General features: G+C 70.7%; 14 protein-coding genes. 6 read left to right on the top strand and 8 right to left on the bottom strand.

Annotation, left to right across the window (positions count from 1 at the left end; all coding sequences use genetic code 11):
* Window positions 1-51: 51 nt before the first annotated feature.
* Both E9998_RS15845 and E9998_RS15840 read left to right on the top strand, forming a co-directional pair.
* Window positions 52-492 carry a hypothetical protein gene (locus tag E9998_RS15845; RefSeq protein ID WP_136530667.1) on the top strand — a complete coding sequence of 147 codons (441 nt, stop codon included), beginning with the start codon at window positions 52-54 and terminating at the stop codon, window positions 490-492.
* A gap of 224 nt (window positions 493-716) precedes the next feature.
* A complete protein-coding gene (locus tag E9998_RS15840; RefSeq protein ID WP_158299833.1) occupies window positions 717-2423 on the top strand; it encodes a DUF6055 domain-containing protein in 1707 nt (568 codons plus the stop codon).
* A gap of 151 nt (window positions 2424-2574) precedes the next feature.
* Here the strand turns inward: E9998_RS15840 and E9998_RS15835 are convergent, their stop codons facing one another.
* Together E9998_RS15835 and E9998_RS25405 are read right to left on the bottom strand one after the other, a co-directional pair.
* Entirely contained in the window at window positions 2575-5268 is a 2694-nt protein-coding gene (locus tag E9998_RS15835) for a S8 family serine peptidase (RefSeq protein ID WP_158299832.1), read from the bottom strand.
* Window positions 5269-5473: 205 nt separating this feature from the next.
* Window positions 5474-6208: a hypothetical protein gene (locus tag E9998_RS25405; RefSeq protein ID WP_158299831.1), complete on the bottom strand. Its 735-nt coding sequence runs from the start codon at window positions 6206-6208 to the stop codon at window positions 5474-5476.
* Between the two features lie 224 nt (window positions 6209-6432).
* Here E9998_RS25405 and E9998_RS15825 point away from each other — a divergent pair, with 224 nt between their 5' ends.
* Window positions 6433-6870: a DUF5980 family protein gene (locus E9998_RS15825; RefSeq protein ID WP_136530664.1), complete on the top strand. Its 438-nt coding sequence runs from the start codon at window positions 6433-6435 to the stop codon at window positions 6868-6870.
* A gap of 52 nt (window positions 6871-6922) precedes the next feature.
* Here the strand turns inward: E9998_RS15825 and E9998_RS15820 are convergent, their stop codons facing one another.
* From E9998_RS15820 to E9998_RS15805, 4 genes are all read right to left on the bottom strand, one after another.
* On the bottom strand, window positions 6923-7510 hold the full coding sequence (locus E9998_RS15820; RefSeq protein ID WP_136530663.1) for a TIGR03086 family metal-binding protein: 588 nt from the start codon (window positions 7508-7510) through the stop codon (window positions 6923-6925).
* Window positions 7511-7598: 88 nt separating this feature from the next.
* Window positions 7599-8357 (bottom strand): MerR family transcriptional regulator, encoded by a 759-nt coding sequence (locus E9998_RS15815; protein ID WP_136530662.1) that lies wholly within the window; start codon window positions 8355-8357, stop codon window positions 7599-7601.
* Window positions 8358-8487: 130 nt separating this feature from the next.
* On the bottom strand, window positions 8488-10776 hold the full coding sequence (locus tag E9998_RS15810) for a rhamnogalacturonan lyase family protein (RefSeq protein WP_136530661.1): 2289 nt from the start codon (window positions 10774-10776) through the stop codon (window positions 8488-8490).
* 435 nt (window positions 10777-11211) lie between these two features.
* Window positions 11212-12045 carry an NAD(P)H-binding protein gene (locus E9998_RS15805; RefSeq protein ID WP_136530660.1) on the bottom strand — a complete coding sequence of 278 codons (834 nt, stop codon included), beginning with the start codon at window positions 12043-12045 and terminating at the stop codon, window positions 11212-11214.
* Window positions 12046-12173: 128 nt separating this feature from the next.
* On the opposite strand from E9998_RS15805, the gene E9998_RS15800 reads away from it, so the two are divergent.
* Window positions 12174-12638: a MarR family winged helix-turn-helix transcriptional regulator gene (locus tag E9998_RS15800; RefSeq protein WP_136530659.1), complete on the top strand. Its 465-nt coding sequence runs from the start codon at window positions 12174-12176 to the stop codon at window positions 12636-12638.
* On the opposite strand, the gene E9998_RS15795 is transcribed toward E9998_RS15800, so the two are convergent.
* Complete coding sequence (locus E9998_RS15795) at window positions 12632-13681, bottom strand: LacI family DNA-binding transcriptional regulator (RefSeq protein WP_136530658.1); 1050 nt, start codon at window positions 13679-13681, stop codon at window positions 12632-12634. The genes E9998_RS15800 and E9998_RS15795 overlap by 7 nt on opposite strands.
* A 302-nt stretch (window positions 13682-13983) precedes the next feature.
* Between E9998_RS15795 and E9998_RS15790 the strand changes: the two genes are divergently transcribed.
* The gene (locus E9998_RS15790) at window positions 13984-14802 is read left to right on the top strand and encodes an SGNH/GDSL hydrolase family protein (protein WP_136530657.1); all 819 of its coding nucleotides are present in this window, start codon (window positions 13984-13986) and stop codon (window positions 14800-14802) included.
* Window positions 14803-15005: 203 nt separating this feature from the next.
* On the opposite strand, the gene E9998_RS15785 is transcribed toward E9998_RS15790, so the two are convergent.
* Entirely contained in the window at window positions 15006-15833 is an 828-nt protein-coding gene (locus E9998_RS15785) for an alpha/beta fold hydrolase (protein WP_136530656.1), read from the bottom strand.
* Window positions 15834-16170: 337 nt separating this feature from the next.
* On the opposite strand from E9998_RS15785, the gene E9998_RS15780 reads away from it, so the two are divergent.
* Entirely contained in the window at window positions 16171-16998 is an 828-nt protein-coding gene (locus E9998_RS15780; protein ID WP_158299830.1) for an SGNH/GDSL hydrolase family protein, read from the top strand.
* Window positions 16999-17220: the final 222 nt, after the last annotated feature.

Here is a 17220-nt window from a genome sequence, read left to right as displayed (position 1 = left end):
CCGCACCACCGAACCCGAGTGCTACTCGACGAAGCCGAGATCCGAAGGCGCATGACCCGCCCGAAGCGGCCGTCGCTCGCCGAACGCTACGCCGACGCAGGCCCGGCCGAACGAGAACGCCTGTCCCGCAACGACACCACCGCGCGCACCGAGCCGCCCGCCGCACGGCGCCCGCCGGCGACGGTGTGGATCACCAGGCCGATCCTCCACTCCCGCGGCTGGACCGACGCCGCGATCCGCGACTTCCTGCCCGGGTCGGAGCACAGCTACTCCAACCCGCACGTCAAGGGCCGCAGTCGAATGCGGCTCTGGAGCGCCGACACGGTCGCGCGGGCCGAGTCCACCGACGCCTGGCGGCGCCGCCTGGAGGCGTCCCTGACCCGCAGGGGCGTGACGCTGCGGGAGCTGGCCGCTTCGCGCGACCCCGCGTTCCTTCGGCGGGCAACGGCCGCGGATGCGGCGATCAACGCCCGAAGGCGCCGTGCGACTTGATGCGTGAGCGGTGCGGCGGTCCCGGCGCGCGAGCGTTTCGCGCCGGGACCGCCTGCTTCGGCGAGCGGTTTCGGAAAACCTTTTCGCTTGTGTTATCGCTGACCGGCACGCTCTAATATTTATGTCCGTAAATGTTAATTGCGGTGCCGGCGGCGGGGCGGGCCCTCGCGGCCGGGGCCGCCGGCGCGCCGGAACGGGTGCGCCCCATAGAAGGAGCAACCCTCATGCAAGTCACGCGCAGCCGTAGACGGCGGCTCGGGACGGTAGGAGTGGCGGCGGGGGCGATCATCGCCGCGTCCGTCGCCGTCGTGGCGGCAAACCCGGCATCTGCCGCCGCCTGCGACGCCGTCCAGTACTCGATCACCTCCCAGTGGGGCACCGGGCACAACGCCTCGGTGTCCATCAAGGCCGGTTCCGAACCGCTGAACGGCTGGACGGTCGAGTTCGACCTGCCCTCCGGCTCGACCGTGCAGAACGCCTGGAACGTGGACTACACGCAGTCGGGCGCGCACTTCACCGGCGAGGACGTCGGCTGGAACGCCCAGATCAACGCCGGACAGACCAAAGAGGTCTTCGGCATGACCGTGAACGGCAACGGCACCACGCCGACCGCGTTCGAGGTCAACGGCGTCAACTGCGGCGGCACCACCACCCCCACCGACCCGTCCACCACCGACGAGCCCACTGACGACCCCACCGGCGAGCCGACCCAGCAGAAGCAGACCCGCACCCCCGCCTTCCTCGTCGAAGCCGGCGCTGAGACGGACAACTACGTCGAGTCGGCGAACTTCACCGTCCGCTGGGGCGACGCCGTCGACGCCGTGGCCTGGGGCCAGCAGCGCGGCTACAGCAACTACCCGCAGTGGGTCGCCGACCACATGGAGGAGATCTACGACTACTACGTGAACGAGGTCGGCTTCGTCGACCCCGCCGACCACGACACCGGATCGCAGTACCGCATCAACCTCTACCTGTGCGGCACCTGGTCCAACGGCTTCCTGCCGCCTGCGAACTGGGCCGGGCCCGACGAGATCGGCGTCGGCCACATCTGCCTGCCCTACGACAAGATCTGGGACGACTGGGTCGAGTCCCACGAGTTCAACCACATCCTCCAGTCCTATTCGGTCGACATCAACTTCGACAACGGACACGGCGGCGGCTGGGGCGCGGGCAACCCGATCGCCGGCCCCGTCTGGGAGGCCCACGCCAACTACATGGCGCGCATGCTCAGGCCCGAGGTGACCGTGGGTTCCGGGTACTATGTCGACCGTCAGCACCGCCGCTGGCTCTCGCAGGAGACCTACTACGGCGACTGGATGCTCTTCAACACGATCCGCGAGAACTACGGCGCGGACGCCGTCAACCAGCTCTGGTATGAAGCCGAGCAGGGCGAGCACCCCATCGACACCATCAAACGCGTCCTCGGCCTCGACCAGGACGAGTTCGCCGACCTCATCGGCGACTACGCCTCCCGGCAGGTCACCTACGACTTCGACGAGGGCGACGCGATCCGCAGCGACCTGTGGCGGTCGAGCACCTACAGCCCGCTGCACACCGACCCGATGACGAGCCTCGGCTCCAACCGCTACCGCATCGCCTCCTCGGACGCGCCGCACCAGTACGGCCACAACGTCGTCCGCCTCAACCCGAGCGGCGGCCAGGTCAGCGTCCAACTCGCCGGGGCCTCCAGCCTCTCCGGCGCCGACTGGCGCTTCCGCCTCGTGGCGGTGTCCGGCAACTTCACCGCCCGGTACAGCCCCCTCTACGCACCGGGCGAAACCGCGAACTTCAGCCTCCAGAGCGGCGAGACCCACATGATGCTCGTCGTCGCGGCCACCCCCTCCGTCCACCGCAACTACACGATGTGGGAAGTCGGCGTAGGCGACCCGTTCCCTTACGAACTCACCATCACCGGCGCCACACCCTCCTAACACGACCCCCGGCCGACGCGACCGCGAACACGGACCCGCCGGCCACCGACATCAGTCCGTCCAAAGACCGGATCGCCATGCGAGACGGGTGGCGTGAGGCGGGCCCGGTGACATCGTCACCGGGCCCGCGTTCAGTTGTACGTGATGGCGGCTATGGAGTCGGGGTGAGCACGATGTCGGCTTCGGTGACGGCGTCGGGGACGACGTTCACTGTCGTGGTTGCGGAGCCGGACTCCGTGTCGACTGCGTTCAGTTGCGTGGAGCCCGTGCCGGGCGCGAAGACCCAGTAGCGGCCTTCGGCGTCCGAAAAGGCGTGGTGGCCCGAGGCGGTGTGGGTGACCACTGCCCCGGCGACGGGCGCGCCGGTCTGGTCGGTGACCGTGCCGTGCACCAGCCCGCCGGCGAGCGGCGCGCAGGTGGGGGTGCCGCCGACCAGGACGTCGTCGATCTGCCACCAGTAGCCCGAGCGGTAGGCGTGGTAGTAGTGGAACTTGATCTGCGCCTCGTCCGCGGCGGCCCACGTGGACAGATCCACCGTGACAGTGGTGTCGCGCGACGCGTCCTGCGTCATCCAGGCCTGCTGCCAGGTCGTGCCGCCGTCGACGCTGACCGACACGTCGGCCTGCGAGTACGGCGCCAGCCCGTAGAAGTCGGAGGCGAACGTGAGCACCGGCTCCGGTGCGCTCGACAGGTCGAACACCGGCGAGACGAGGTCGGTGTCCACGACTCCGCCGCCGGTGGGCCGCGCGAAGGCGAAGCCGCCCGATCCCGGCGTCTGGTTCCCGTAGTGGAACGGGTCGTCGAAGGTCCACGGCACCTCGGCGGAGCCGTTGTCGACGACGGTCCAGCCCGCCGGTGCGAGCGTCGACTCGAAGCCGTTGCCCAGCGGGTCGAACGTGTAACCCGGTGCGGTGCAGCCGGTCGCGACCGGGACCTCCACGAGGAGGTCGGGGGCGTCGGCGGTGACGTGGACGGTCTGGTAGCCGCCGTACTCGGCCTCGACCACGAGCTCCACGCCGCCGACCGGCACCGTCAGCTCGAACTCGCCGGTGATCGGGTCGGTCGTGGTGGAGACTTCGCCGCCCGTCGAGGACACGGTGGCCGCCAGCGGCCAGCCGTGTCCCGAGCCGTCCACGACGGTGCCGGTGACCACGGTGGTGTTCAACGGGGTGAGGACCGCGTTGAAGACGGCGGTCTGGTCGGCCGTGACGGTCACGGTGCCGGTGGCGACCTGGTAGCCGAACTTCTCGACGGTCACCGCGTGCTGGCCGGTGAGGGCGAACGAGACGGTGTAGGCGCCGTCGGGTCCGGTGGTGGCCTTGCGGTCGAACGCGCCGTCGAAGGCGAGCTTCACGTCTTCGAGCGGTTCGCCGTCGGGGTCGGTGACGGTCCCGGTGATGGCGCCGGACGCGCCGTCGGGGAGCGCCTGGGCGGCCGCGAGCGCGTCGATGCGCCCGTGGCCGTGGATGTAGTCGGCGTCGGCGGTCACGCCGCAGCGGTCGTCGCCGGCGTAGCGGGCCGAGCCGGTGAGCATCTCGTAGACCAGGTCGAAGTCGCCGCGCAGGGCCGGTTCGGCCTCCATCATGAGCGCGATGGCGCCCGCGACGTGCGGTGCGGCCATCGAGGTTCCGCTCTGGGAGCCGTAGGCGTCGCCGGGCACCGAGGAGAGGATGCCCAGGCCGGGTGCGGACACGTCGGGCTTCAGGCGCCCGTCGACGCCGGGGCCGCGGGAGGAGAAGTCGGCGATGGTGCCGCTGGACTGGTAGGCGCCCACGGCGATCACGTGCTCGTAGGAGCCGGGGGAGTTGATGGAGCCGCACACGGGCCCGCTGTTGCCCGCGGCGAACACCGGGACGATTCCGGCGGCGTACCAGAGTTCGACGATGTCCTGGTAGTACGGGTCGTTCGGCGACTCGCGGCCCCAGGAGTTGTTGACGATGTCGGGCGCCTTCGACGGGTCGGGGTTGTCGCCCGCCCAGTCGGTGGGCGCCACGATCCACTGGCCGGCCAGCAGGACGGAGTCCATACTGGATCCGTAGTAGTTGACGGCGATCCATTCGGCGCCCGGGGCGACGCCGATCTGGTTGCCCGCGCCGTCGTCGCCGACCATCGTGCCCACGGTGTGCGTGCCGTGGTTGCTGAGGTCGCACGGCGCTGAGCCACAGCTGCCTTCGACGTCGTAGAAGTTGTAGTCGTGGGTGAAGGTGCCGTCGTGGTTGTTGCCGCGGTACTGCTCCACGAGCGCGGGGTGGTCGTATTGGACGCCGGAGTCGATGCTGGCGATCACGACGCCTTCACCGGTGACGCCGAGCTGGTCCCAGACCTCGGGGGCGTTGATGTCGTCGATGCCCCAGCCGGTGGCGGCCGGCGCGAAGGAGGACTCCTCCTCGACCGGTTCGACGGGGGCGACCTCAGGTGCGTCGACCACTTCGGCGACCTCGTCGAAGGCGGCCACGGTTTCGAGGAGGTCGATCCCGCCGGTGACCTTGACGGTCGATGAGGCCCAATAGGTCTCGTACTCGACCCCCTCGTCTTCGAGTTCGGCGGTGAGGTCGGCCTGGGAGGACTCGGCGAAGGCCTTCGCCGCCTCGACGGCGGCGGCGCCCTTCTCCTCCTTGGTCTCGGCGTTGAACGCGGCCGAGTAGTCGGGGCCGCCGTGGAACTGGACCCAGAGTTCGGCCTCGCCCTCAGCGCGTACTTCGGCGAGAAGGGCTGGTTCGACCTTCTGCTCCAGCAGCGCCGCGGTGGCGGCGTCGGTTTCCGCCCAGGCGGGCGCGGCCACGGCGAGCGCTGATGATAGCGCTCCCACTAGTGAGACGGCGAGTACTCGCCGTCCTTGTCGCATGCGTGTCAAAACGGCTCCTTGCTCGGGGGTAACGGCGCCGACCGAGGCCGGCGCCGGCCGCGACTCCATGCCGATCGTCGCGGTTCCGTTGCACCCCAACATGACATGCCACAGACTGAGGCTGAAATGGACTTAAGGTAGAAATCATCGATAAATATCGGAAACTCTCAATGAAGTGTGCCAATTCACAACGAACGGCCGCCGGTCAGAGGCCGGGGGCTCCGAAGGCGTTGCGGCGCTTGGTTCCTCGGCGGAGGCGGAAGTTGAGGTAGAGGGCGCGGATGGTGGTGCCGAGGAGGAAGGCGCCGATGGCGATGGCGCCGAAGAGGACGAGGGGGGCGGCGGCGGGTTCGCCGGTGCGGTGGGCGGCGCGGCCTTCGGGGTCGTAGGTGATGGTGACGGACCCGCCGACGTCGAAGCGGTTGTGCGGCGAGGTGCGTTGGGTGAGTTCGCCGCCGGTGGGGCAGTCGAGGATGTGGTCGTACTTGGGTTTGCGGTTGTCGCCGCTGCCCACATAGGTCTTCTCCTGGGAGGTCACCGAGCAGGACTCGGTGACGCCGCGCTCGGTGAGGACCTGTTCGTTGACGCCGATGAAGACGAGGATCGGCATGGCGAAGAGCACGAGGTGGACGCCGATCGCCGCCGCGATCATGGGGGAGCGGCCCTCGCGGAGGACGAAGTACCAGACCTGGACGAGCAGGAGCAGGACCGCGACGCCGAGCAGGGCGACCGGGACGGGGGTCCAGAAGGCCTCGGCGACGAACATCGAGTACCAGGCCGAGCCGGCCGTGAATCCGGTGGCGGCGATGACGAGGACGGCGCCGACGAGGAGGTCGCGGCCGAGCCGGATGCGGTCCTCGAAGGCGTGCTCGGCGTTCCGGCCGGGCGGCACGGGGTGGCTCGCCTGCTGGTACCGGGGGTCGAAGGGCGGTTGCGTCATGGCGGTGGGCGCCTGGGGGGACGGGCGGGGACACGCCAAGGCTAGTGCCCGGCGGCCACGGTCCGGCACGGTGCGGCACACGATGAAGAATCCGAATATTTGAATGCTCAAGTAATTGCGCCCGAAGTGCGACTCTTGTACCGTGATCTGCACGAGGTCTCAGGGCTACCGGCTACCGGCCCTGGGCGGGGAGGCCACCCGGTACCGGGACACGGAGGTCCTTCGTGAAGCGATCGGTTTCTCGCCCCTTCAAATTCATCCTCGCCCTCGCCGCAGGGCTGCTGATGGCGTTCAGCGTCGCGGCCGCCCCGGCCGCGGCCGACCAGGCCGAGGCGACCTGGGAGCTGGCAGACGGCGAACAGCGCCTCTGCATCCCCGCCGGCCACCCCTACTGGTCCTATTTCGTCGGCTTCATCTCCGGCTCCTGGTCCTCGACCCTCGAAGCCGAGGTGACCGGCCTGCCCGAAGGCACCGTCACCAGCATGACGACGTCGGTGCCCCCGGGGGACAACGGCGACAGCTCCGTCGGAACGATTTGGATCGCAGTCGACCTGCCGCCGCTCGACTACGGCGACTACCCCGCCCTCCTCACCGTCACCGACGGGACCTCGACGCAGACCATGCCGATCCTCATCAGGGCCCAGGACGCCTGGGGCTGCTGACCGGCGCAAGCCGACGGTGGATCGCCGGAGAGCGCCTGGCGCCCTCCGGCGTTCAACGCTTCCAGCGCGGGTCGCGGCCCGTCAGGGCGATGAAGCGCTCCAGCGGGTCGGCGTCCTCGGGCGCCTGGACGACCGGACCGTAGACGCCCTCGCGGGCCGCCTGGTCGTCGGCGTCGTGCGACACGAAGGCCGTCAAGGCGGCGAGGACGGCCGGGTCGAGCGTGTAAGACCGCCCGGTCGCCTTCGCGAGGTCCCAACCGTGCACGGCGACCTCGTTGAGCGCCACCAGACCCATGATCCGGGCGGGCAGCGTGACGCCCCCGGCGGTCGCCTCGCCCTGCCACGCCTCGGGCGCTGACCAGGCCTCCGCCAGAAGGCGCAGGCGGTCGGCGAGCTCGCGCTGCCAGTCGGCGCCGAGGGCCGTCGGCGGCGTGCCGGGCGGGGTGTCGGTGTGCGGTCCGCGTTCGCCCTTGGCCGCGCCGGTGAAGGCGGTGGCGAGGCCGAGGAAGTGGTTGAGCAGCTGGGCGAGCGTGTACTCCGCGCACGGTGTCGGGCCCGCCAGGGCCGCGTCGTCGAGGCCGTCGAGCAGGCGCGTCACCTGCGTAATGGTCGTCTCGAATTCAAGGGCGTCGTCGGCCATGATGGTGCGGTCCTCATTCCTCGGTCAGTTCGGGGTACTCGATTTGGACGAGGCGGGCCGCCCGGATTCATCGGCCCGCGCCCGTCCGTCAGAGGTTCGCGTCGGCGTACGCGTCCATGCCTTCGCGCAGGAAGGCGGCGAGGCCTTCGGCCACGGCGTCGTAGGTCGCGGTGAAGGCCGGGTCGTCGGTGTACAGGGCGCCCAGGCCCCGGTACGCCTCGGCGGTCGGGGTCGAGCCCCACACCTTCGCGATGAAGGCGTAGTGCTCGGCGACGACGGCTTGGACGGGTCCGGAGGCGGCGGTCTCGCCCGAGCCCCGCAGCTCGGCGAGGCGCCGGTGGAAGCCCTCGAACACGTCCGGGATGGCGCGGCGCTCCTCCGGGGACATCGCGCGCACGGCGGCGTCCCCGGCGTCGACCACCGCGTCGCCCCAGCGGCGGCGGGCCTCGGCCTCGTACTCGGCCTGCCTGCCGGCGTCGAGGCCGTCGAACCAGGTCTCGGGTGTCATGGTCTGGTCTCCTTCGAGTTGGCGGATGGTGGCGGCGACCGTGGCGGCCAGGCGGTCGAGGCGCCCGCGCTCCTCGTCGAGCTGCTCGGCGTGGCGCTTGAGCGCGTCGACCTCGGGCAGGGCCCCATCGACGATCTCGGCGATCACGTCGAGGCGCAGCCCGAGGCGCTTGAGCAGCAGGATGCGCTGGAGGCGAAGGAGTTCGCCCCGCCCGTACCGGCGCAGGCCGCCGTGGCCGGTCGCCACCGGCTGGAGGAGGCCGATCGCGTCGTAGTGGCGCAGGGTCCGCGAGGTCACGCCGGTGATGCGGGTGACCTCGGTGGTCGTCCAGGTTCGCATGTCGCCCTCCTTCCGACTCGACGGTAGGGCCTGACGCTACGTCAACCGCAAGTCGCTTTCGTGGAGACGACGGACACGCTACCGGGGCCCGCGAGGTGAGTCGCGGGCCCCGGTCTTCTGGGGAGGAGGGCTACGGAGTCGTGATGTTCGGGAACGGGTAGGAGGTGACGTCCGAGCCGATGTAGAAGCTCGGGTGCGGCGGCTGGTTGTAGGCCGTGTTCTGCCATGCGATCGCGACGCGGTACTGCGGGTCGTGCATGAGCGTGGCGATGCGCAGGTTCGTCGTGTACGGCGTGGCGTAGATCCGCAGCGCCGAGCTGTCGCTGGTCTTCCAGATCACCTCTTCGCGCCAGTCGCCGAACAGGTCGGCCGACAGGCCCGGCGTGGACTTGGTGCCGTTGTTCGAGGCCACACCCGAACCGGAGAGCAGCGTCCCGGACGGGTAGTTGGTGATCTGGGTGCCGTCGAGGAGCTCGCGCTCGCCGTCGCCGTCCCACCAGGACACGAAGTTCGTGGACGCGGGCTTCGAGCCGATGTTCGACCCCGAGGCGTTGAGCAGACCCGAGACGTTCGAGGACCAGTATTCGGCGCCGGGGTTGGAGGCGAGGACGTTCGCGGCCACGCCGCGCCCGTTGTCGCCGCTCGGGCTCGTCTGGAAGAGCACGGAACCGTTGGAGCCGTTCAGGTGCGAGGACGGCGCGGAGCTGTTCTCATGCGGCATGAACACCTCCTGCCCGGCGCGGCTCGGCACGAAGTCCGAGACGTGCAGTGCGTCGCCGTGCCCGAAGCCGGTGTTCCACAGCGCGGCGCCGTTCGAGCCGACCGCCATCGCGCCGTAGACCACGTCCTGGCGACCGTCGCCGTTGAGGTCGGCGATCGAGAGGCTGTGCGCGCCCTGCCCGGTGTACTGGCTGCCCGCCGAGTTCGAGTCGAAGACCCACCGCGACACCAAATCGGTGCCGTTGAAGTCGACGGCCCAGATCACCGAGCGCGTGTAGTAGCCGCGAGCGAAGATCATCGACGGCGTCGCACCGTCCAGATAGGCCGTTCCGGCGAGGAAGCGGTCCACGCGGTTGCCGTAGCTGTCGCCCCACGAGGAGACCGTGCCGCGGGCCGGTTGGTAGTTGATCGTGTCGAGGATCGCGCCGTTGGCGCCGTTGAAGATCGTCAGGTACTCGGCGCCGGTGAGGATGTAGCCCGAGGAGTTGCGGTAGTCCGCGCCCGAGCTGCCGATGACCTGGCCGGTGCCGGAGACCGTCGCGTCGGAGGTCTTCATCGCGATCTCGGCGTCGCCGTCCCCGTCGTAGTCGTACACCTGGAACTGGGTGTAGTGCGCGCCCGCCCTGATGTTGCGGCCCAGGTCGATCCGCCACAGACGCGTGCCGTTGAGCTCGTACGCGTCGATGAAGACGTTCCCGGTGTAGCCCGACTGCGAGTTGTCCTTCGCGTTCGAGGGGTCCCACTTGACGATGTACTCGTACTGGCCGTCGCCGTCGAGGTCGCCCACGCTCATGTCGTTGGCCGAGTACGTGTACGACTCGCCCGAGGGCGTGGTGCCGCCCGCGGGCCGCTGGATCGGAATGTCCTTGTACCCGCTGGAGTTGAACACCGCCTCGGCGCTCGATTGGGAGCCGACGCTGCCGCCGTTCACCGCCGCGACCGTGTAGGTCCCCGAACCGCCGGTGTCGAGGTAGTTGGTGGCGCCGGTGATCGGCGAGGAGTTCAGCAGAGTCCCGTTGCGGTACACGTTGAACGCCGTGTTCGACTCGTCAGTGCCCAGGAGCCGCCAGGAGACGAGGTTGCCGCCGCTGGCGGGCACCACGGTGACGCCGCGGCCCAGGTCCTCCATCTCGTAGCCGGTCTGCGACCCGCCGACCTCGACGAGCTGGAACTGCTGGTTGGTGCCGCCGGTCGCGGTGTACTGGGAGATCCTGCCCCCGTTGGCGGTCGACCACTCCCAGACGTCGAGCGCCTTGCCCGAGAAGCGGTTCACGAAGCTGTAGTAGCCGCCGCTTTCGGTGATCTGCCACTGCTGGTTGGTGCCGCCCAGGTCGGTGTACTGGGCGATGGTGGCGCCGTCCTCGGCGTTCCACTCCCACACGTCGAGGACGAGGTTCGAATGGCGGACCTGGATCTTGTAGTAGCCGCTGCCGACGTCGACGAAGCGGAACTGCTGGTCCTGGGAGCCGTTGCTGCTCCACTGGACGAGTTCGGCGCCGCCTTCGGTCGAGGCCGCGCGGATGCCGAGCACGAGCCCGGAATGGCGCGACTCGATGTTGTACCAGGCGCTGGTGTCGATCGCGGCGTTGGCGGACTGGGGGAGCGCGGTGAGGAAGGCGATGCCCGCGAGGGCGGCCGCGAAGACGGCGAACCAGCGGGTCCGCCTCCGGGGGGAGGGTCTCAGTGAGGGAAGGCGCATGTCGAACTCCACGGTGGTGAGGGCGCGCGAGGCCGGACGTCGGTCGGGGTCGGCGAGGCGGGCATGCCGGGGGCCGGGATCGTCGAACCGGGTACTGCAACGGGGGACTGCAACTCATCTACATCGAAACATCGAATTGAATCGATATAACGACCGGCCGAGCATAACATGTGACCGCTCTCATCGCAATGACCGTCCACAACGCCCTCCGAGGCCGCCGGTCCGGCCGGCGTCTCAGCCCGCCTCGGCCCGGCTCCGATTCAGAACGACCCCGATTCGGGACGACCGTGCCTCATCACGACTCTGCGAGCGCCGCGAACGCGGCCGCCTCCGCCTTCAGGCTGCGGGCCGGGGGCGCATCGATCTCGCGTTCGACGACGATCATCCGCCCATCGTTTCAATCGAGACCCGTCGAAGCGTCCCCGACCGCGACGCCTACGCGCCGAACGACTCCCGCTCGTCCTGCGTCCACTGCGCGAACGTGCGGGCCGGGCGGCCGAGCACGCGCTCCACGTTGTTGTTCACCGTCGCGGGGCGGTCGCCGAGGTTCGCCGCCACGTCCAGCAGCGAGGCGAACATTGCCTCGGGGAACCACGCCGGGCGCGACGCCAGCGCGGCGGCGCGCGTCAGCTCCTCCACCTCGATCGGCCGGCCGAGCGTCGCCGCGACCTGTGCGACGACCTCGCGCTGGCTCAGCGACTCGGGGCCGGTGAGCACGAGGCTGCGGCCTCTGAACTGCTCGCGGGTGAGGAGGTCGGCGGCGACCTCGGCGTAGTCGCCGAGGTGGATCGGGTTGACGCGCCATTCGGGGTGGGCGACGGCGACCTTGCCCGCGCGGATCTGGTCGCCCCAGTCGCGGGTGACGTTGGTGGCGAGCCAAGACGGGTACAGCACCGTGTGCTCGATCCCCGAGTCACGCACCGCCGCTTCGATCGCCTTGTGGGCCAAGCCGATCGGTCCGGCGTGTTCGATCGGGTCGTACGCGGCGGGGGAGGAGAGCAGGACCAGGTGCTCGACGCCCGCTGATCGGGCGGCCTTGAGGAACGGGCTGATGTCGCCGAAGGTCGGATAGAGGAAGGCGGTCCGTGCGCCGTCGAGTACGGCCGGTTCTGCGGCGGTGAGGTCGAGTGCCGTGGTGGCGACGCCGGTGGGGACGTCGAGCCCGGCGGTGTCGCGGGCCGTGGCGAGCACGCGGTGGCCGCCGGAGTGGAGGTGTGCGATGAGGCGCGAGCCGAGGTTGCCGCGGGCGCCGGTGACGAGGACGGTCATGGTGTTCTCCCGGTTCAGCGCATGCGAACGAGGGGCGCGGGGCGCGCCCTCGGGTAGCATGGCGTAGGCGTCTCTTTGCTTTGTGTGCAAAGAGTATTTGATTGCAAAGATAACCGGAGGGCGGAGCAGTGTCAAGCCGAGGCGGCGTCGACGACTCGATTCGCGAACTCCTGCTGCTCATGCCGCGCATGGTCGGCCGCGCCAAGCGGCTGCCCGTGCCCGAGCGGGTGCGCTCCCTGGAGCTGAGCCCGCGTCACCTCTCGCTGCTCGCGCTGCTGCTCTTCGACGGCCCGGCCACGGTCAACGACCTCGCCGCCCGGCTCGAAGTGGCGCCGACGACCGTGAGCCTCATGGTCGGGGACCTCAGCCGCAAGGGCGTCCTCGAACGCCGCGAGGACGAGTCCGACCGCCGCCGCCGGATCGTCTCGCTCACCGACGAAATGCGCCCCGAGATCGAGGCGTGGCTCGCGGGCGGCGCCGCGGCCTGGCGAAAAGCCCTGGCCCCCTTGACCGCCGCCGAGCGGCGGACCTTCGTGGACACCCTCCTCGCCTACGAGCGGGCGCTCGACGGGTCCGGCACCGAGGCTCAGTGAGCCCGGGGGCGTGAGGTCGACTCCCGGACGACGAGGGTCGTCGCGAGCTGCACGTGGTGGGAGTCGGGGACCTTGCCCGCGGCGAGGTCGACGATGGTGCGGGCGGCGACGCGGCCCATCTGGCGCAACGGCTGCTTCACGGTCGTGAGGGGCGGTTCGACCCACATCGCGTTGTAGGTGTCGTCGAAGCCGATCACGCTGAGGTCGGCCGGGACGTCGAGGCCCCGCCTGCGGGCGGCCCGCAGGACGCCCACCGCGATCGAGTCGCTGGCGGCGAAGATCGCCGTGGGCGGGTTTTCGAGGTCCAGCATCGCGTCGGTCTGCGCCGCGCCCGACTCGGCCTCGAACCGGCCCGAGCCCATGAGCGCCGGGTCCGGGTCGATCCCCGCCGACTCCAGGGCCTCCCGGTACCCGTGCAGGCGCTCGCGCCCGGGAACCGACTGCGCGGGCCCGCCCGCGAAGCCGATCCGCTCGTGTCCCAGGTCGAGCAGGTGCCGGGTGGCCTGGACGCCGCCCGCCCAGTTGGTCGCACCGATGCTCGTCACGCGCTCGTCGAGCGGGTTCGCCGGGTCGATGACCACCAGCGGCAGGCCCGCCTGCTCGCACGCGTCCATCTCCTCGCCGGTGAGCTGGGCGGTCACCACGACCAGCCCGGCCGCGCCGCTCGCGGCGATCTCCTTGACGCGGCCCACGCCGAACGGCCGGTCCTGCGCAGTGGCCTCGGATTCGAGCGAATCGGTGACCATCTCGACGCCGAGTTCCCTGCCGCCGCCGATGAGTCCATCGAGGACGTACACGGCGTACATGTTCAAGATGGTGTCGAACACGACGTGGATCGACTGGGGCGCAGGCGATTCACGCGGGCCCGTGCTCGGCACGTAGTCGAGTTCGGCGATGGCCTCGCGCACGAGCCGCCGCGTCGCCTCGGCGACGCCGGGGCGGCCGTTGAGCACCTTGGAGGCGGTGGCCTTGGAGACCCCGGCGCGCTCGGCCACCTCGGTCAGGGTCGCACGGGGTCGGCCCGGCTCGCTCGTCTGCTGCACCGCTCCAGGATAGCCGGGTGCGGAAACTGTTTCCAAATCGTCGGCGCACCGTCCCGAGGCGCGGACGGCGATGCGCCGCCGCCGATTCCCTCCCTCGAGGCCGCGAGGCCGACGCGAACCGATCGCCAAGCGCCGGAAACTCTTTCGACTCGGCGGTTCTGCCGCGCCGCAACTCCCGGGACCGCATTCACTCACTGTTTCCAGTGCGCCACAAGGGATTAGGCCGAGTACAATGGCGCGGTCCTCCGGCGGCCAGCCCCACCGGGCCGGGCCGCCGGCCCTGACGACAGCAAGGAGACCAAGTGTCCTTCAAAGAAGGCAAGTCGCGACGCGTCATCGGCCGCGTCGCGGCGGTCGCCGCGGCCGCCGGACTCGGCGTCGCCGGTCTGGCCGCTCCCGCCTCGGCGGACATCACCATCCAGCAGTACGTCGCGCTCGGCGACTCGTTCGCCTCCGGCGTCGGCGCGGGGGACTACCTCGCCGACGACGGCTGCTACCGCTCGGCGAACGCGTACCCGAAGCAGGCCGCGCAGGAGATCGGCGAGCGCCTGTGGTTCGAGGCCTGTTCGGGCGCCCGGATCGAGGACGTGGTGGCCGAGCAGCTGGGCCACCTGCGCCCCGGTAACACCGAGCACGTCACGATCGGTGTGGGCGGCAACGACGCCGGGTTCTCGACGGTCCTCGGCGCCTGCGCGGGCACCGACACCGCCCTGTGCGAGGCGGCGATCGCCAACGCGCAGAACGTCATCGCCAACTCGCTCCCGGCCGAGCTCGACGACCTCTACACCCGGGTCGAGACCAAGGCGCCCGACGCCGACGTCGTGGTCGTGGGCAACCCCCGCCTCTTCGACGGCTCCACCTGCACCGGCTCGCTGGCGATCACGCCGGACGAGCAGGCGCTGCTCAACGAGACCGCGGACCTCCTCGCCGAGACCACCGCGGCCGTCGCCGCCGACCACGGGTTCGAGTTCGCCGACGTGCGCGACGCCTTCACCGGCCACGCCGTCTGCTCTGCCGACCCGTGGCTCCTCGGCTATGTCGGGACCCTGGAGTCCTTCCACCCCAACGCCGCCGGCCAGGACGCCTACGCCGACGTCGTGACCCCCTACCTCAACTGGTAGCGAACCGAACGGAACGGCCCGCGGCCACCGCCGCGGGCCGTTCCCGTCGCTGCGAACGGGCACGCCCGGCCCGAACGCGCCGCCGCGCAGCTCTTCCTGCTCGTCAACGGAGCCTTGGCGAGTGCCGATCCCCGATCCGGAGCCGCGGAGTTGGCGAAGGAGATGGCGGCGCGCGAACTCGGTTGAACCCGGCCGGGAGCGTCCTACAGCGCGAGCATGGCCGCGGCGACCTCGTCGGCGGTCGCGTCGGGAAGTGCGGTCGCGGCATGTTCGAGGACGAGCAGCCGGGCGCCGGGGATCTCGCGTGCGAGCGCCTCGCCGTTGCCGACCGGGAAGAACGGATCGAGGCGGCCGTGCACGACGAGGGTCGGCACCGCGAGTTCGGGCAGGCGCTCCCTCCATCGGGGCGCGCAGTCGAGTCGGGCGAAGACCATGCCCAGGTGGTTGGCACTCTGGATCGCCGGATCCGTGCTCGGGGCGCGGTCGAAGACGCGTTCGGCCCTGGCGTACGCGGCGGCGGGGTCGTCGCCGAGGACCTCCGCTCCGGCGGCGGCGAACCGGGCCACTGACGCGCGGTCGGACCAGTCGGGCTTCGGGAGTGCGAACCGCCGCTTCATGATCGCGGGGTCATGGTCGGGCAGGTCGCCGTCGACCGGACCCGGCGCGACCGACCGCGTCCCGACCAAGGTGAGGGCCGCGAACGCCTCCGGGTGGTCGAGCGCGGCGACCTGGGCGACCATGCCGCCGACGCCGATGCCGGCCAGATGCGCGGGCCGGTCGTCGAGTTCACGGGCGAGCGCGGCGGCGTCGGCGGCGAGGTCGCGCAACGTGTACGCGGGCGACTCGGGGTCCACGGTCGTCGACTCGCCGGAGTCGCGCAGGTCGTAGCGCACGACGTGGCGCCCCCCGCGCGCCAGCGCCTCGCACAGCGGATCGGGCCAGGAGAGCATGGTCGTGCCGCCCGCGAGCAGCACCAGCGGCGCGGCGGGGTCTCCGAAGTGCTCGACTCCGAGTTCGACGTTCTCCGGCATGTGCCGCTCCTTCTGGTCGGGCGGCCCGGCGGCCGCACCCGTGCAGACGAGACGCGGAGCCGAAACGCATCGGTCCCGGGCCCAAGCGTGTCGAGGACGTTCGGGACGTGGACGGCGGCCTCGCAGCGGACGGCAGGTCTGGCGCGCTCGGCCGAAACGGCTCACCACTGCCCGGGCCGACCGCTCGCGGGCCTCGCACGGCAGCGGGCCCGCCGGCCTTCGCCGCATTCCGTCTCAACCCTCCCGGCGAAAGCCGGACCGCCGCAACGGCGTCCGCCGCATAGAATGTCCGCACTCCCCGGGGCCTCGCGGCCCCCGACTCGACAAGGAGCAGTCCATGTCAGCCAACACCCAAGCGCACTCCCGACGCGGCCGCTGGGGCCGTGTCGCCGCAGTCGCCCTCGCCGCCGCCCTCTGCGGCGCTGCGCTGAGCGGCTCCGCCTCGGCCGGAAGGCACCACCAGTCCGAGTACGTCGCCCTCGGCGACTCCTACGTCTCCGGCGCCGGCGCGGGGGACTACCTCGCCGACGACGGCTGCTACCGCTCGGCCAACTCCTACCCGGTCCTCGCCGCCGACGAGATCCGCGCCGAACTCTCCTTCGACGCCTGCTCGGGCGCACGCGTCGAGGACGTAGTGGCCGGCCAGCTCGGCAATCTCGACCGCCGAACCAAGGACGTCACGATCGGCGTGGGCGGCAACGACGCCGGGTTCTCGACGGTCCTCGGCGCCTGCGCGGGCACCGACACCGCCCTGTGCGAAGGCGCGATCCTGGGCGCGACGACGTTCATCACCGACTCGCTCCCGGCCGAACTCGACGACCTCTACACCCAGGTCGCCGACCTCGCACCGCGCGCCGACGTCACCGTGGTCGGCAACCCCCGCCTGTTCAACGGCACCACCTGCACCGGCTCGCTGGCGATCACGCCCGACGAGCAGGCGCTCCTCAACGACGCGGCTGACCTCCTCGCCGAGACCACCGCTGCAGTCGCCGCCGACCACGGCTTCGAGTTCGCCGACGTGCGCGACGCCTTCACCGGGCACGAGATCTGCTCGGCCGACCCCTGGATTCTCGGCTACGTCGGGACCTTGGAGTCCTTCCACGCCAACGCCGCCGGACACGCGGCATACGCCGAGGTCGTGACTCCATACCTGAAGGGCTGCTGACGAAGTGGCTTCATGATCGGCGACTTTGACACGGCGCTCGGGCTCGGCCTGCGGGGGTTTTCCGCGGGCCGGGCCCGAACCTCGTGTCGGGTCCCCGGTGCACCCGGCGCCTGCCGCGTGCTGAGCGACGGCCCGACCGGGGAAGCCTGGGCGGCCCCGCTCACGGCGGCCCTTCCGACCCGTATGGACTGGTCGCCGATGGCGGTTCGCGAGGATTGCGGG

The organism is Glycomyces paridis (genome assembly GCF_004912155.1).
GTDB lineage: Bacteria > Actinomycetota > Actinomycetes > Mycobacteriales > Micromonosporaceae > Glycomyces > Glycomyces paridis.
The sequence above is the reverse complement of the archived record's forward strand: the minus strand, read 5'-3'. Positions and strand labels throughout refer to the sequence as shown.

Coding starts and splice junctions, on each gene's coding strand:
- E9998_RS15845 (WP_136530667.1), top strand. CDS start 52: ATGACCCGCCCGAAGCGGCCGTCGCTCGCCGAACGCTACGCCGACGCA.
- E9998_RS15840 (WP_158299833.1), top strand. CDS start 717: ATGCAAGTCACGCGCAGCCGTAGACGGCGGCTCGGGACGGTAGGAGTG.
- E9998_RS15835 (WP_158299832.1), bottom strand. CDS start 5,268: ATGCGACAAGGACGGCGAGTACTCGCCGTCTCACTAGTGGGAGCGCTA.
- E9998_RS25405 (WP_158299831.1), bottom strand. CDS start 6,208: ATGACGCAACCGCCCTTCGACCCCCGGTACCAGCAGGCGAGCCACCCC.
- E9998_RS15820 (WP_136530663.1), bottom strand. CDS start 7,510: ATGGCCGACGACGCCCTTGAATTCGAGACGACCATTACGCAGGTGACG.
- E9998_RS15815 (WP_136530662.1), bottom strand. CDS start 8,357: ATGCGAACCTGGACGACCACCGAGGTCACCCGCATCACCGGCGTGACC.
- E9998_RS15810 (WP_136530661.1), bottom strand. CDS start 10,776: ATGCGCCTTCCCTCACTGAGACCCTCCCCCCGGAGGCGGACCCGCTGG.
- E9998_RS15805 (WP_136530660.1), bottom strand. CDS start 12,045: ATGACCGTCCTCGTCACCGGCGCCCGCGGCAACCTCGGCTCGCGCCTC.
- E9998_RS15785 (WP_136530656.1), bottom strand. CDS start 15,833: ATGCCGGAGAACGTCGAACTCGGAGTCGAGCACTTCGGAGACCCCGCC.
- E9998_RS15780 (WP_158299830.1), top strand. CDS start 16,171: ATGTCAGCCAACACCCAAGCGCACTCCCGACGCGGCCGCTGGGGCCGT.